At 65.5% G+C, this 14,952-nt stretch carries 12 protein-coding genes; all 12 read left to right on the plus strand.

Annotated elements, in window-relative coordinates:
• The first annotated feature begins 20 nt into the window (after positions 1–20).
• A complete protein-coding gene (locus ACSF9G_RS16185) occupies positions 21–1,184 on the plus strand; it encodes a zinc-dependent alcohol dehydrogenase (protein ID WP_436643132.1) in 1,164 nt (387 codons plus the stop codon).
• 79 nt (positions 1,185–1,263) lie between these two features.
• Positions 1,264–1,743, plus strand: a complete 480-nt coding sequence (locus tag ACSF9G_RS16190) for a RidA family protein (RefSeq protein WP_436643133.1) — start codon at positions 1,264–1,266, stop codon at positions 1,741–1,743.
• A 31-nt stretch (positions 1,744–1,774) separates the two neighbouring features.
• Positions 1,775–2,692, plus strand: a complete 918-nt coding sequence (locus ACSF9G_RS16195) for an FAD binding domain-containing protein (RefSeq protein WP_436643134.1) — start codon at positions 1,775–1,777, stop codon at positions 2,690–2,692.
• Entirely contained in the window at positions 2,685–4,565 is a 1,881-nt protein-coding gene (locus ACSF9G_RS16200) for a molybdopterin-dependent oxidoreductase (RefSeq protein ID WP_436643135.1), read from the plus strand. Before ACSF9G_RS16195 ends, ACSF9G_RS16200 begins: the two co-directional genes overlap by 8 nt.
• On the plus strand, positions 4,565–5,584 hold the full coding sequence (locus ACSF9G_RS16205) for a xanthine dehydrogenase family protein molybdopterin-binding subunit (protein ID WP_436643136.1): 1,020 nt from the start codon (positions 4,565–4,567) through the stop codon (positions 5,582–5,584). The genes ACSF9G_RS16200 and ACSF9G_RS16205 overlap by 1 nt, the downstream gene beginning before the upstream one ends.
• A 100-nt stretch (positions 5,585–5,684) precedes the next feature.
• Positions 5,685–6,686 (plus strand): sugar phosphate isomerase/epimerase family protein, encoded by a 1,002-nt coding sequence (locus ACSF9G_RS16210; protein WP_436643137.1) that lies wholly within the window; start codon positions 5,685–5,687, stop codon positions 6,684–6,686.
• Positions 6,687–6,721: 35 nt separating this feature from the next.
• Positions 6,722–7,684, plus strand: coding sequence for a Bug family tripartite tricarboxylate transporter substrate binding protein (locus tag ACSF9G_RS16215; protein ID WP_436643138.1), 963 nt, complete (start codon positions 6,722–6,724; stop codon positions 7,682–7,684).
• A 19-nt stretch (positions 7,685–7,703) separates the two neighbouring features.
• Positions 7,704–8,198: a tripartite tricarboxylate transporter TctB family protein gene (locus tag ACSF9G_RS16220; RefSeq protein ID WP_436643139.1), complete on the plus strand. Its 495-nt coding sequence runs from the start codon at positions 7,704–7,706 to the stop codon at positions 8,196–8,198.
• A 15-nt stretch (positions 8,199–8,213) separates the two neighbouring features.
• Complete coding sequence (locus ACSF9G_RS16225) at positions 8,214–9,740, plus strand: tripartite tricarboxylate transporter permease (protein ID WP_436643140.1); 1,527 nt, start codon at positions 8,214–8,216, stop codon at positions 9,738–9,740.
• Positions 9,741–9,743: 3 nt separating this feature from the next.
• A complete protein-coding gene (locus ACSF9G_RS16230; protein ID WP_436643141.1) occupies positions 9,744–11,642 on the plus strand; it encodes a thiamine pyrophosphate-dependent enzyme in 1,899 nt (632 codons plus the stop codon).
• 14 nt (positions 11,643–11,656) lie between these two features.
• Positions 11,657–13,093 (plus strand): NAD-dependent succinate-semialdehyde dehydrogenase, encoded by a 1,437-nt coding sequence (locus ACSF9G_RS16235; RefSeq protein ID WP_436643142.1) that lies wholly within the window; start codon positions 11,657–11,659, stop codon positions 13,091–13,093.
• Between the two features lie 16 nt (positions 13,094–13,109).
• Positions 13,110–14,819, plus strand: coding sequence for a dihydroxy-acid dehydratase (locus ACSF9G_RS16240; protein WP_436643143.1), 1,710 nt, complete (start codon positions 13,110–13,112; stop codon positions 14,817–14,819).
• The last annotated feature ends 133 nt before the right edge of the window (positions 14,820–14,952 follow it).

Genomic DNA, 14,952 nt, shown 5'->3' on the forward strand with positions numbered 1-14,952 from the left:
ACAAGGAGGAAACGATACCAATGGCAATGCCCGCCAACGTTAAGACGAACGCCGACCATCCGATCCCGGAGACCATGAAGGCCTGGGTGCTGGGCAACCCCGGCGAACTCGCCCTTCAAGACAAGCCGGTGCCGGCGCCGGGCAGGGCCGAGGTGCTGGTTCGCATCGACGCCGTCGCGATCTGCGCGACGGATCTGGAGATCATCTATCACGGCCCGCCGGCCATGATTCAGGGCGGCGATCCCTACAACAAGGGCTTCACGCCCGGCCATGAATACATGGGCACGGTCGTGGCGCTCGGTCCCGGCGTCGACGAGTACGAGATCGGCGAGCGTGTGACGGTGGAGATCCATGCCGGTTGCGGCCAGTGCAAGCGCTGCCGGGAAGGCATGTACACGTCGTGCCATAATTACGGAAAGAACTACGGCGACGTCGACAAGGGCCACCGCGCGAACGGTTTCACCACCGACGGCGGCTTCTGCGAGTATCAGGTCAACAACATCAACACTCTGGTTCATGTCGACGACTCCATGTCGGACGAGGAAGCTACGCTGGTAGTGACCGCGGGGACGGCCATGTACGGCCTCACCGAACTCGGCGGCCTGGTCGCCGGCGAAAGCGTCGTGGTGACGGGGCCCGGGCCGATCGGCCTGCTCGGCGTGGCGGTCGCCAAGGCGCTCGGCGCGCAGCCGGTGATCCTGACGGGCACGCGCGACAACCGCCTGGAGATCGGCAAGCAACTCGGCGCCGACCACGTCATCAATGTCCGCAAGGAAGACCCGGTCGAGGCCGTGCGGCGCATCGTCGATGGCGGCGTCGACTACGTGCTGGAGTGTTCCGCCGCGCCGAACGGCATCAACGAGGCCGCGCAGATGGTCAACCGCGGCGGCAGGATCTGTCTCGCCGCCTTCCCGCACGAGGCGCCGGCGGTCGATATCGCCCATCTCGTGCGCAACAACATTTACGTCTACGGCATCCGCGGCGAGGGCAAGAGCGCCACGCATCGCGCCGAGGCGTTCATGCGCCAGAAGCGGTTCGATGCGACGCTGATCCACACCCACACCTTCAGCATGGACGACCTACCGGAGGCGATCCGATACGCCAAGGACCGCGTCGAGGACGCCATCAAGGTGGTGGTCAAGAACAAGCACGCCGCGGCGAAACACGCCGAAGCCGCCGAATAGGTCCGCCGAATAAGAACGACGAACAGGACCTTTGTCAGAAAAGGGCGGCAGGCCCGACAACGCCCGGGAGGGAACCTTTATGATTGTTCGCACACTAGCTCTCGCCACTGCGCTCGCGATCTCGGCTGGCGCCTATTCGACGGCATCCGCCGAAGGGCTTTCGCCCAATGGTGTGAAGACGCTGGCGCCGGAGGGCGGAATCAAGCCGACCGCGACATGGTCGCTCGGCACGCGGGCCGGCGACTTCGTCTTCGTCGCCGGCATGCGCGGAATCGACGCGAAGTCCAATTCGCTCGTCGAGGGCGACGAGGGGCGCGTCCGCCAGGCCTTCATGAACATGAAGATGATCGCCGAATCCGAAGGCGCCACGTTGCGCGACGCGGTGCGGCTCGTCGTCTATGTCACCGACATGTACCGCTATCGGCCGATCGTCAACGCGATCCAGAAGGAACTCTGGGGCGACGGGCCGTACCCGCCGCGCACGATTATCGAAGTCGACCGGTTGAACCAGGACGACATTGTCGAAGTCGAAGGCACGTTCTACGCGCCGAAAAGCTGATTGCTTTGCGGATACTCGCTGGAGACGGTCCATGCTGACCTGCGATCAGTATCACATGCCGGCAACGCTTCAGGAGGCGTTGGCCCTGTGGCGGGCCGCGCCGGAGGGGAGCCGGCTGGTGGCTGGCGCGACGGACATCCTGCCGTGGGCCCGGGAGGGCCGCGGCGGGAACGTGCACCTGCCCGCCATGATCGACCTTAGCCGTGTGACGGACCTGTCCGGCTACTTCGTGGCGGACGGACGGGTGCGGCTCGGTGCCAACGTCGTCTACCAGCAGTTCCTGACCGACGAGACGTTGCGCCGGCACCTGCCGTGCATGCCCTATTGCGCGATCTGGTTCGCGGACGATCAGATCCGCGAACAGGCCACCTTGGCCGGCAACATCGTCAACGCCTCGCCGGCCGCCGACGGGACGCCGCCGGTACTGGCGTTGAACGGCGAGATCGAGATGGCGGGGCTTGACGGCGATGCCGTCGTGCGGCGGTCTCTTCCCGTCGCCGACTTTATCCAGGGACCCGGCAAGACGGCCCTTCAGCCCGGCGAAATCGTCACCGCGGTGACCTGCGACTCGCTTCAGGGCTACGGCGGATCGTTCCAGAAGGTCGGACAGCGCCGGTCTCTGGTCATCTCCTCCGTCTGCGCCGTTGCCTGCGTCAAGACCGATCCGGGCGGAACCATCTTCGAGGACGTGCGCCTGGCGCTCGGCGGCATAGGTCCGGTGCCGGTTCGGCTGGCCGATATCGAAGCCATGCTGAACGGCAAGCCGATATCGCGGGACATCATCGCGGAAGCGAGCGCCATTCCGCCGGCGCGGGTCGCGTCGCGGACGCGTCAGGATTACCGGCGGGCCGTTGTGCGCGGCTTCGTCGCGGCGGCTATCGAGGAAGCACTGGCCGACGCCGGCGCTCCCCTCCAGGCGGCTCGGGAAAGGGAGAAATCCCATGTCTGAATTGGATCTTGAACTGGAAGTCAACGGCCGCAAGGTTCGTCGGCGCGCGGGGGTCCACCAGCGGCTGCTCGATTTCCTCCGCGACGACCTGAACTTGACCGGTACCAAGGAAGGCTGCGGCGCCGGCGAGTGCGGAACGTGCTCGGTGTTCGTCGACGGCAAGCTGGTCAAGTCGTGCCTGATGCCGGCCGCCAAGGCGCAAGGCACCAAGATCGAGACGGTCGAGGGACTTGCGGGCACGGGCGATCTCACGCCGTTGCAGAAGGCGTTCTACAAGACCGGCGCGAGCCAGTGCGGCTACTGCATTCCCGGCATGGTCATGGCGGCGACCTCGGCCCTGCGCGAGAACCCGGACGCCGGCATCGAGGAGATCAAGGAGCGGCTGGGCGGAAACATCTGCCGCTGCACCGGCTACAGCAAGATCTTCGAGGCGGTGGAGATCGCCCGCGACGTGATCGCCGGCACGCGCCCCGCCGCGGTGCTGGAGGCGGATGCGGTCGATGCCTCCTACATCGGCAACAACGTGCGCCGGCTCGACGCCCCGAGCAAGGTGTCGGGCCGCTTGCGCTATGCCGGCGACATGGTCATGCCGGGCATGCTGCACATGCAGGTGCTGCGCAGCCCCCACCCGCACGCCCTTATCAAGGCGATCGACACCAGCGCGGCCGAGGCGCTGCCCGGTGTCGCCTGCGTCATCACCGCCGCCGACGTTCCCGGCGAGGACGGCTTCGGGGTGTTCGTCCACGACCAGCCGATCATGGCGCGCGGCAAGGTGCGGTACGTCGGAGAAGCCGTCGCCGCCGTCGCCGCCGACGATGTGGTGACCGCCACCAGGGCGCTGTCGCTGATCAGGGTCGACTACGAGGAGTTGCCCGCCGTCTTCGACGCCGAAGAGGCGATGCAGGCGGGGGCGCCGGTCGTGCACGACTATGCGCAGGACAACCTCGTCAAGCACATACCGATACGCAAGGGCGACGTCGAGACGGGCTTCGCCGAGGCCGACCTGATCGTCGAGCAGACCTATTCGACCCAGCAGGTGGAGCACGCCTACCTCGAGCCGGAGGCGGGGCTGGCCTATGTCGACCACGACGACGTCGTGACCGTCGTCTCGCCGAGCCAGAACATCACCCATCATCGGCACATGCTGGCCAAGATCATCGACCGGCCGATCAACAAGGTCCGCTTCATCATGAGCCCGGTGGGCGGCGGCTTCGGCGGCAAGGAGGACATGATCTACCAGGGGATGCTGGCGCTTGCGGCCATGAAGACCGGCCAGCCGGTGCGCCTGGTGTTCACCCGCGAGGAATCGATCATTTCGACCGCCAAGCGCCACCCCGCGCGCATCACCTACAAGATGGGCCTGACGCGGGACGGCCGGATCACGGCGGTGTCCTTCAGGATGATTTCCGATGGCGGCGCCTACGGCCTGTCGACGGAAGGCGTGATGCGCAAGGCGGCGATCCTGTCGTGCGGCCCCTATGACATCCCGAACGTGCAGATCGATACGTACGGCATCTACACCAACAACACGCCCTCCGGCGCGTTCCGCACCTTCGGCGCCATGCAGGCGCAGTTCGCGACAGAGTCCCACATGGATATCTGCGCCGAGAAGCTCGGGCTCGATCCCTTCGCGTTCCGCCGCATCAACATGATGCGTGACGGCGCCGTGACCCATACCCGGCAGACGCTGGACTCCGTCTCGATGGGCGAGGTGCTCGACGCCGCCGAACGCAGCTCCGGCTGGGAGGCCGGCGCACCGGCGATGCGCGGTCCGCAGCGCGCCGACCTTGCAGGCGTCGGCACCCGTCCGCCCTGCACCCTCGGCGCGCGGGTTCGCAAGGACAGCGCGGCCAATCGGCAGGAGGTGGCGTGATGCAACGCAAGATGCGCGGCCGCGGCGTTGCCGCAAGCTGGTACGGCATCGCCCGCACGGCAACGATCGACCGGGCCGGCGCCTGGGCCGAACTCGACGACGGCGGGACCGCCAAGATCGTCACCGGCGTTACCGAGATCGGCGAGGGGATCCTCACCGTGCTCGCGCAGATCGCCGCCGAGGAGCTGGGCATCCGGCCCGAGGACGTGACCATCGGCGACAACGACACCGCGCGCTCGCCGGAGGCCGCCCACGCCGGTGCCACCCGGCAGACCTACATGATCGGCAACTCGGTGGCGCTTGCCTGCCGCGATGCCCGCGCCAAGCTGGTCGACGAGCTCGCCGACCACTGGGGCGTCGGGGCAGACACCATCAAGTCCTTCGATGGCGAGATCTGGGCCGAGGGCACCAATCTGAAGATGTCCATGGAAGAGGCCGTCGACATCTGCAAGAAGCGCGGCGTCGTGCCGGTCGGCTCCGGCTCCTTCACCGCGCACGGCACTGGCCTCGATCCTGTCGATGGCTCTGGAAGCCCCTGGCAGACCTACGTATTCGGCTGTCAGGTTGCCGAAGTCGAGGTCGACACGGTGACCGGCGAAGTCCAGGTGCTCGGCATCTGGGCGGCGCATGACGTCGGCCGCGCCATCAATCCCCGAGGCGTTGAAGGTCAGATCGAGGGCGGCGTCGTCCAGGGGCTCGGCCAGGCGCTGATGGAGGATTACCAGCTCGACAAGGGCCACACGACGACCCACGGATTCGCCAAGTACATCCTGCCGACGTCGTTGGATGTTCCGGAGATAACGACAACGATCATCGAGGACCGCGACCCGAAGAGTCCGCTCGGCGCCAAGGGGATCGGCGAGCCGGCGCTGGTGCCCACGGCGCCCGCAATCATGAATGCGATCTACGACGCCATCGGCGTGCGCATTACCTCGCTACCGGCGACGCCGGAGAAGATCATCGCGGCACTCGCGGATAAGGCACGTTCCGAAAGCTCCGTCAGGGAGGCAGCGGAATAGCGCCGGAAACCGACGGGACCAGGGAGCGCCGCACAAACAACAACGATCCGCTGCCTGGATCTCGGCGGAGTCGACAAGGCGAATGGAAGGGAGACGCCCAATGGACGTGAGCATGTACCAGAAGATGCGGATCGGCATCGTTCACTTCAAAGCCTTTCCGGGCATCGAGACCGGCGTCGGTCCGATTGTCGAGACTTTGGAGAAGATCTGCGCCGACGACTTCTTCACCGCCGTCGAGGTGGGGTGGATGAAGGACTACCGGGTCCGCAACACGGCCCGCCACCTGCTCGATCAGAGCCATCTTTCGGTGGCCTACGCGACCCAGCCGAAGGTCCTCTCCAACAAGTTCAATCTCAATTCGTTCGACGTGCGCGAGCGCGCGACCGCGATCGACGCGATCAAGAGCAGCGTCGACGAGGCCCGCCAGCTCGGCGCCGAAGTGGTGCGCCTGATCGCAGGCAAGGATCCCGGCGACGAGAAGCGCGAGGAAGCCAAGAAGCTTCTTGTCGACTCGATCAGCCAGATCATGGACTACGCGGCGGAAGACGACGACGGGCTGCAGTTCACTCTGAAAATCTTCGACCGCGATATCGACAAGAAGAACCTGATCGGTCACGTCGGGGACGCCGTCGATGTCGCCAGGACACTGCGGCCGAGCTATCCGAATTTCGGCCTTCTGACCGACCTGAGCCATTTCCCGCTGCTGGACGAGGATCCGGACGTCAGCATCCCGATGATGGCCGACTACCTGGACGCCGTGCACCTCGGCAACTGCGCCTTCCGCGACAAGAGCCATCCAGCCTACGGCGATATCCAGCCGCGCTTTGGTGTGCCGGGCGGCGAAACCGATCTGCCGGAGGTGACGAGCTTCTTCCGCGCCCTCACCAAGAACGGCTTTTTCGACAAGCCGGAGCGCCCGGTCGTCAGCGCGGAAGTTCGTCCGGTGCTGGCTGGCGAGATTTCCGAAATCATTATCGCCAACGCCAAGCGCGTGATCCGCGATGCCTGGGCGCTCTCGCAGCTTCCCGAAGCGGATACCGAGGCAAGTCTCCAGACGAGGAGGGGCTCCCGGCTGGCCCAGAAGAAGCCGCAACTAGCGTAATCTGCGCATCCAAAACACAAACAGGGAGAGAGACCGTGGGACTTAAAGCGATGAAGTGGATCGTCGGCGCCACTGCTCTGGCGCTCGTGTTCGGCCAGGCTCCGGCCCGGGCCGAATACCCGGAAAAGCCGGTCGAGATGACAGTGTTGTTCGGGGGGACCGCACAGACCATCGGCCAGCTGCTCGCTGATCTGATGTCGAAGAACATGTCAAATCCGGTGGTGCCGGTCGCCCGTACCGGCGGCGGCGGCTCCGTTGGCTACAAGTACGTCAATGCAACGGATCCGGACGGATACAACATCGTCTGGAATTCGAACTCGATCAGCACCGGCTATCACGGCGGTCGGACCGATTTCGATTACACGGCGTTCAAGCCGATCGCCAGGATCAGCGTCGAAGTGCCGGCCTTCGCGGTACGGGCCGACGCCGGCTGGGAGACGCTTCAGGACATGGTCGACGACATCAAGTCGTCGGACAAGAAGCTGAAGGTCGGCGCCTCCGGCAAGGGGTCGTTCACGCACCTCACGACGATGGCGCTGCTCGACAAGCTGGGCCTCACCGACAAGGTCATCCACGTGCCGTACGACCAGGGCAAGGCGCCGGTCGAACTGCTCGCCGGACGTATCGACGCCGCGCTGCAGTGGCCGGGGCAGTTCATTTCCCACGCCGAGGCGGGCACCATCAACATCCTGTGCGTGACTGGCAAGGATCGCATTTCCGCGCTTCCCGACGTGGCGAGTTGTGCTGAAGCCGGCGCCGGCGATCTCGACATCACCATGTGGCGTGGGCTCGCAGCACCCGCCGACACGCCGGACGAGGTCGTTGCCGTCCTCGAGGAAGCGGCGAAGAAGGCGACCGCCAGCGACGAATTCATCGCTGCGTCGAAGACGGTCGGTTTCGAGCCGGCGTTCGCCGATCACGCCCAGTTCGGCGAGCAGATCGCTGCCGATGACAAGTGGATCGGCGAATTGATCAAGGAACTCGGCCTGAACCAGTAGTCCAGGCGAGGCAACCATCATGCGCGCGGTTCATCGCGACCAGATTGTCGGAACGCTCCTGCTTGTGTTCGGGGCGCTCTGGACGGGGGTCGTCTACCTCACGGTTTCGCCAGGATATGGCGAGAGTGTAGGGCCGCGCGCATTTCCGCTCGGCCTCGGCATCCTTCTCATCCTGCTCTCGGCCATATTGCTGGTTTCCGGATTCCGGAAAGCCCGGGCGAATGTGGCTGACGTCGAAGACGAGGATGTCGTGCGCGCGACGACCCGGGCCGAACTTCGAGTCGTCGCCTCGGTGTTCGCGATCATCATTGGCTACGGTTTCCTGATGGAGAAGCTGGGCTTCGCGATTGCGACGGTGATGGTCGTCTCGACATCGATGTGGCTTGTGCTCGGTATCCGCAAACCAACCGTGATCGCCGCGATGGCGATCGGTCTGGCAGGCGGCTGCTGGCTGGTTTTCGGCAAATTGCTCGGTGCCTATTTGCCGCCGGGCACCTGGCTTTCTCATTTCTAGGGTCGGTATCGTCAAATGGACGTCTTTTATTCCGCCCTCACTGTCGCTCTTGCGCCTGACGCCATCCTGGCAGTCGTGGCCGGGACATTCATCGGTCTTGTCTTCGGATCGATCCCGGGACTGACCTTCACGGTGGCGCTGGCGCTGGTTCTGCCGGTCACGTTCTCGCTCGCGGCAACGCCGGCGATCGGATTGCTTCTCGGCACCTATATCGGCGGCATGACGGGCGGCTCGGTGTCGGCAATCCTGCTCGGCATCCCCGGTACGCCATCTTCGGCTGCCACGGTGATTGACGGCTACCAGCTCACCAAGCGCGGCAAGGCATCGCTGGCCCTCGGCACGGCGGTCATCGTGTCGAGCTTCGGGGGGCTGGTCAGCCTGGTCGTGATGATCGTTTCGGTCGACGTGGTGGCCAGGATAGCCCTGCATTTCGGACCGGTAGAGATTTTCGCGCTCGTCCTGTTCGGCCTGTCCACGATCTGCGGTCTTTCGGAAAAATCGCTGGTCCGCGGGCTGATCGCCGGTGTGATCGGCCTGATGCTGATGACCATCGGCCTGGACGAGATGGAGGGCGTACAGCGACTGACGTTCGGCACAATCACCCTGCAGCAGGGGGTGAACCTGATCGTCGCGATGATTGCGCTCTTTGCCGTTCCCCATGTGATCGCGGCATTCGCTGACTATTACCATAGTGAAAAGAGTGCCGTGGGTGCCTCCGACGTGAGCGTCGAACTGCCCAGCCTCCGGACTCTGAAGGAAAATTTCTGGCTGATGGTGCGGTGCGCGTTTATCGGCACCGGCATCGGAGCGGTTCCGGGCACCGGAGGGCCGATTGCCGCGTTTCTGGCCTATGCCCATGCCAGGCGATCGTCCAAGGAACGAGAGCGCTTCGGCAAGGGCGCGCTGGCCGGCGTCGTTGCACCGGAGACCGCAAACAACGCCGTGACCGGCGGGGCGATGATCCCGCTCCTGTCGCTCGGCATTCCCGGAGACCCGGCAACGGCGCTGGTTCTGTCCGGGCTGCTCATCCATGGCCTCGTGCCAGGCCCGATGCTGTTCATCCAGCATTCCGGCGATATCTACGCGATCTACATTTCCATCATCGTCGCCTATATCGCGGTGTTGGCCATTCAATTGCTCGGCATCCGGTTCTTCGTGCAGATCCTGCGCGTGCCGGCGCACCTCCTTGCGGTCGCGATCATCGTCATGTGCGGTTTCGGCGCCTTTGCAATCCGCAATTCGGTATTCGACGTCTACACGATGGGCATCCTGGGCGTGCTGGCCTATGGCCTGATGCGGGCGCGCATTCCGCTCACGCCGGTCGTTCTCGGCCTTGTCCTCGGCCCGACCTTGGAACGCGAATTCCGCACGGCAGTGATCCTGTCGGAAGGCGACATGTCGACGTTCTTCTCTTCCGTGACGGCTATCATCTTCTATCTGATGGCCATCGGTGTCATTGCCCTGCACTTTGTCGGGCAGGCGCGTGAGGCACGGGCGGAAAAGCTGAAAACCAAGCAACAACAGCAGGAAGAGGCCGTCTGAGCGATGCTGGAGCGCAGAGCTGAAACCGAATTGAGCGAAGCCATGCGCCGGCGCGCGCGCGCCATTCGGCACGCCGGCGGCCTGGACGAGGCGATCGCGTCGGGCGCGCTCGACCGCATCGTAGAGGTGAGCTTGTCCGAAGGGCTGGTGCTCGGGCTGTTGCGACAAGGGGTCCGAAAGTACTTCGCGATCTTCGGTCACGGCTCGACCGATCTCGGCGAGGTGCTGCGCGTCTATGAGGACGAGGGCGTCACGCGGACGATCAACTGCCGCAACGAGGTCGAGATGGCCCATGCCGCCACCGCGCTTGCCTGGCAGTACGGCGAGACCTGCGCGGCCATCACCTCGATCGGTCCCGGCGCCCTTCAGGCGATGGCCGGATCGCTGGCGGCCTCGTCGAACGGCGTCGGCGTCTATCACATCTACGGTGACGAGACGACGCAGGGCGAAGGCTACAACATGCAGCAGATCCCGAAGGAACAGCAGGGTCTGTTCGGCCAGATCACCGCGATCATGGGCCAGTCCTACGTGCTGCACACGCCGGGCGCGCTGCGCGACTGCCTGCGCCGCGGGACGGCCTGCGTGCACCATCCGTTCAAGGCCGGGCCGTTCTACCTGCTGCTGCCGCTCAACACGCAGCCGCAGATGACCGAGGTGAACCTCGGGACGCTGCCGGGCCGGACAACGGTAGCGCCGATGGCGCCGCGGTCGAAGGCCGTCTTCGCCGAGGCGGTGACGCGGATCGCGGCGGCCAAACGGCCGGTCGTCAAGGCCGGCGGCGGCACCCGCAACCACGCCGAGGCGGTCCGCCGGCTCGCCGAGCGCATCGGCGCGGCGGTGGTCCTGTCCCCCGGTTCGACCGGGGTCCTCGCCGACGGCGATCCCCGCAACATGCATGTCGGCGGCTCGAAGGGCTCGATCTCCGGCAACTATGCCATGGAGAATGCCGACCTGCTGATTGCGATCGGCACGCGCGCGGTTTGCCAGGCCGATTGCTCCGGTGTCGGCTACCCCAACGCCAGGGCCGTCGTGAACATCAACGGCGACCTGTCCGACCTCATGCACTACGCCAACACGACGGGCCTGCCCGGCGACATCTCGGCGGTCATCGGCCAGTTGCTGGAGGAGATCGCGACATCGAACGCCGTCGACCCGGCGGCCAGGGCAGGCTGGCTTGAGGCGTGCGGCGAGAAGAAGCGCGAGTGGGAGGCGTTCAAGCACGCCCGCTTCGCCGCCCCGCCGCAAATGGACGAGGTCTGGGAGCGCACGGTCCTGACCCAGCCCGCCGCCATCAAGATCGCTGCCGATTTCGCCAAGGCCCGCGATGCCGCCAAATTCTTCGATGCCGGCGACGTTCAGGCCAACGGCTTTCAGATCGTCGAGGACGACCGGCCCGGCGACACCTACACCGAAACCGGCGCGTCCTATATGGGCTTCGCCGTTTCCGCCTTGCTGGCCTCCGCCGCGGCCGACGAACCGCGCTATGGAATTGCGTTCACCGGCGACGGCTCCTTCATGATGAACCCGCAGATCCTGATCGACGGTGTCGAACACGGCGTCAAAGGCATGGTCGTGCTGTTCGACAACCGGCGCATGGCCGCGATCACCGGTCTGCAGCATGCGCAATACGGCAACGAGTTCCGCACCAATGACGGCGTACCGGTCGACTACGTGCAGCTCGCTTCCTCGGTCGACGGCGTCAAGGCGGTGTTCGCCGGATACGATGCCGACAGCCTGCGTGCCGCGCTCGAGGACGCCGCGTCCCATGACGGCCTGTCGCTGGTGCACGTGCCGGTCTATGCCGGCACAGACGAGATCGGCGGCATGGGCGCGTACGGGTCATGGAACGTCGGCAACTGGGTCGCCGACGTCCAGAACCGCTATCTGAGACAGAATATCTGACGAGAGGATTGCCCGTGTATCAGGACTTCGAGCTTTACATCGGTGGGGCGTGGGCGGCGGCGACGAAAGGCGCGACGAAACAGGTTTTCGACCCAGCGACCGAGGAAGAAATCGGCAAGATCGCCGACGCCGGCCCGGACGACCTCGATCGGGCGCTCGCCGCGGCCGAACAGGGTTTTGATATCTGGCGCCAGACCGGGACCTGGGACCGTGCGGCGAAGATCCGACGCGTCGCCGACCTGATCCGTGAGCGCGTCGATACGATCGCCCGGATCATGTCGATCGAGACCGGCAAACCGCTGGCCGAAGCGGTCGGCGAGACCAATGCCGCCGCCGATCAGTTCGAATGGTACTCGGAAGAGACCAAGCGCATCTACGGCCAGATCATCGGGTCGCGCACCGCCAAGTCCCGCCTTGCGGTGATCTACCAGCCGGTAGGGGTCGTCGCTGCGTTCTCGGCGTGGAATTTCCCGGCGCTCCTGCCGGCCCGCAAGATTGCCGCGGCCCTTGCAGCCGGTTGCTCGATGATCGTCAAGCCGGCCGGCGAGGCGCCGGGTTCTTGCGGCGCGATCGTCCAGGCCTGCCACGACGCGGGTATTCCCGCGGGCGTCGTGAATTTCGTCACCGGCAATTCCGGCATGATCGCCAGGCACCTGATTTCTTCGCCGGTAGTGCGCAAGGTCTCGGTGACCGGTTCTGTGCCGGTCGGCAAGCAGATCCTGCACCTGGCTGCCGACGGCGTGAAGAAGGTGTCGATGGAACTCGGCGGCCACGGTCCGGTCATCGTCTTCGACGATGCGGATGCGGAACAGGCGGCGGCCGTGTGCGCTGCGACCAAGTTCCGCAACTGCGGTCAGGTCTGCATATCGCCAACGCGATTCTACGTGCACGAAAACAGCTACGAAGCCTTCGCCGCGAAATTCGCGGAAGTCGCCAGGTCGATCAAGCTCGGCCGCGGCCTCGACGAGGGCGTCCAGATGGGGCCGATGGCCAATGCACGCGGGCTCGACACGATCAAGACGATGGTCGCCGATGCCGTCGACAAGGGCGCAGATGTGCTGGCCGGCGGCAAGGTGCCGAGTGAGTTCAATCGGGGCTTCTACTACGAGCCGACCGTTCTCGGCCGGGTGCCGGACGACGCGCTGGTGATGAATGAGGAGCCGTTCGGGCCGGTCGCCCCGCTGGCGACGTTCACCGAGTACGATGATGTGATCAGGCGGGCGAATTCCCTGCCCTTCGGCCTCGCCGGCTATGTGTTCACCAGCAATCTCGGCAACGCGACGCGCGCGTCGGAAGACTTGGAGGTCGGCATGGTGGGCGTCAACGAGATGCTGCTGGCCACCGCCGAAGCGCCGTTCGGCGGCATCAAGGAAAGCGGCATGGGGCGGGAAGGCGGATCACTCGGTATCCACGACTATCTCGAGCCCAAGTACGTCAAGATGAAGCTCTGAGCTCCGGCACCGCCCCATGTCCGATACCGAAGACCACGGGTTTGCACGCGGGCTGACCAATTACGGCGACCGCGACTTCTCGCTCTACCTCCGTAAGTCCTTCGCCAGCTCGATGGGGTACTCCCGCGAGATGCTGGCGAAGAAGATCGTCGGCATTGCCTATACGCCGTCCGGCTTCAACAACTGCCATCGGCACTTCCCGGAGTTGTTGGAGGCGGTCAAGCGTGGCGTGCTGGCGGCCGGCGCCCTGCCGGTCGAGTTCCCGACCATCTCGCTCGGCGAGGTGTTCCTGAACCCGACGAGCCTGAAGTTCCGCAACCTCATGTCGATCGACACGGAGGAGATGATCCGCGCCCAGCCGATGGACGCGGTGGTGCTGATGGGCGGTTGCGACAAGACGGTGCCCGCTCAGCTGATGGGGGCCGCCTCCGCCGACCTGCCGGCGATCCAACTGGTCGCCGGCCCGATGATGACATCGCGCTACGGCGAGGAACGGCTTGGCGCCTGCACGGACTGCCGACGCTTCTGGGCCAAGTACCGTGCCGACGAAATCGACGGCGAGGAAATCGGCAAGATCGAAATGCGGCTCGCCACCACCGCGGGAACATGCGCGGTGATGGGCACCGCCTCGACGATGGCCTGCCTTGCCGAGGCGCTGGGCATGTCGCTGCCGGGTACCGCGGCCATTCCGGCCGTTCATGCCGACCGGCTGCGGGCAGCCGAGGCGACGGGCGCGGCCGCGGTCCGGCTGCTCGCCGATCCCGTCAGGCCGAGCCAGGTGATCACCCGGAAGTCGGTCGAGAACGCCTTGCGCGCGCTCCTGGCGCTCGGCGGATCGACCAACGCGATCATCCATCTGACGGCGGTCGCCGGCCGCCTCGGGATCGATATTCCGCTGACCTGGCTCAACGAGCTGTCCGACACCACGCCCGTGCTTGTGAACCTCAAGCCGGTCGGCGCGCACTACATGGAGGACTTCTTCTTCGCCGGCGGCCTCGGCGCGGTGCTGCGTGAGCTGAAGCCGCTGCTGAACCTCGACTGCCTGACGGTGACAGGAGAAACGCTCGGCGAGCGTCTGGACGCGCCGGCCGACCCGGTGGATCGCAAGGTGATCGCCAGCGCCGCGGAACCGCTGGAGCCGCAAGGCGGGCTCGTCGCCCTGTTCGGATCGCTGGCGCCGCGCGGCGCGATCCTGAAACGGTCGGCTGCCGACCCGACGCTTTTCGAGAAGGAGGGGAGGGCGGTCGTCTTCTCGTCGCTGGAGGATCTCGCCAACCGTGTCGACGATCCCGACCTCGACATCACCGCGGACGACTTCATGGTGCTGCGGAACGCCGGCCCGACCAGCGCCTCCGGCATGCCGGAAGCCGGCTACCTGCCGATCCCCAGAAAGCTGTCGTCGAAGGGGGTGAAGGATATGGTCCGCATATCCGATGCGCGAATGTCCGGCACCGCTTTTGGCACCATCGTGCTGCATGTGACGCCCGAAGCGGCGCAAGGCGGGCCACTTGGCCTCGTGCGCACGGGCGACCGGATCCGCCTGTCGGTCGCGAACCGGAGCATCGACCTGCTGGTCGACGAGGCCGAGCTCGCACGGCGCCGAGCGGCGTTTTCACCGGCCCTGCGCGATCCCGAAACGCTGCGGGGCTATGACCGTCTCTACGCCGAGCAGGTGCTGCAGGCCGATGAGGGGTGCGATTTCGCGATCCTGAAGCCAACGAAATAGCGGCATCCGGGCGGTCGCTCCCTGGACCTTGTGCCAACCGCCCGGCGGCCTTAGCCGCGACAAATAAAACTTCCCGCCTCGCGAACCTTTCCTGCCGATCCGCATCAAAGGGATCGGGTGCCGTTGTTACGGC

The sequence above is a fragment of the Microbaculum mangrovi genome (assembly GCF_051390635.1).
Taxonomy (GTDB): Bacteria; Pseudomonadota; Alphaproteobacteria; order Rhizobiales; family Tepidamorphaceae; genus Microbaculum.

Excerpts from the sequence above, each read along its gene's own strand:
- ACSF9G_RS16185 (WP_436643132.1), top strand. The coding sequence starts at position 21 with ATGGCAATGCCCGCCAACGTTAAGACGAACGCCGACCATCCGATCCCG.
- ACSF9G_RS16190 (WP_436643133.1), top strand. The coding sequence starts at position 1,264 with ATGATTGTTCGCACACTAGCTCTCGCCACTGCGCTCGCGATCTCGGCT.
- ACSF9G_RS16195 (WP_436643134.1), top strand. The coding sequence starts at position 1,775 with ATGCTGACCTGCGATCAGTATCACATGCCGGCAACGCTTCAGGAGGCG.
- ACSF9G_RS16200 (WP_436643135.1), top strand. The coding sequence starts at position 2,685 with ATGTCTGAATTGGATCTTGAACTGGAAGTCAACGGCCGCAAGGTTCGT.
- ACSF9G_RS16205 (WP_436643136.1), top strand. The coding sequence starts at position 4,565 with ATGCAACGCAAGATGCGCGGCCGCGGCGTTGCCGCAAGCTGGTACGGC.
- ACSF9G_RS16210 (WP_436643137.1), top strand. The coding sequence starts at position 5,685 with ATGGACGTGAGCATGTACCAGAAGATGCGGATCGGCATCGTTCACTTC.
- ACSF9G_RS16220 (WP_436643139.1), top strand. The coding sequence starts at position 7,704 with ATGCGCGCGGTTCATCGCGACCAGATTGTCGGAACGCTCCTGCTTGTG.
- ACSF9G_RS16225 (WP_436643140.1), top strand. The coding sequence starts at position 8,214 with ATGGACGTCTTTTATTCCGCCCTCACTGTCGCTCTTGCGCCTGACGCC.
- ACSF9G_RS16230 (WP_436643141.1), top strand. The coding sequence starts at position 9,744 with ATGCTGGAGCGCAGAGCTGAAACCGAATTGAGCGAAGCCATGCGCCGG.
- ACSF9G_RS16240 (WP_436643143.1), top strand. The coding sequence starts at position 13,110 with ATGTCCGATACCGAAGACCACGGGTTTGCACGCGGGCTGACCAATTAC.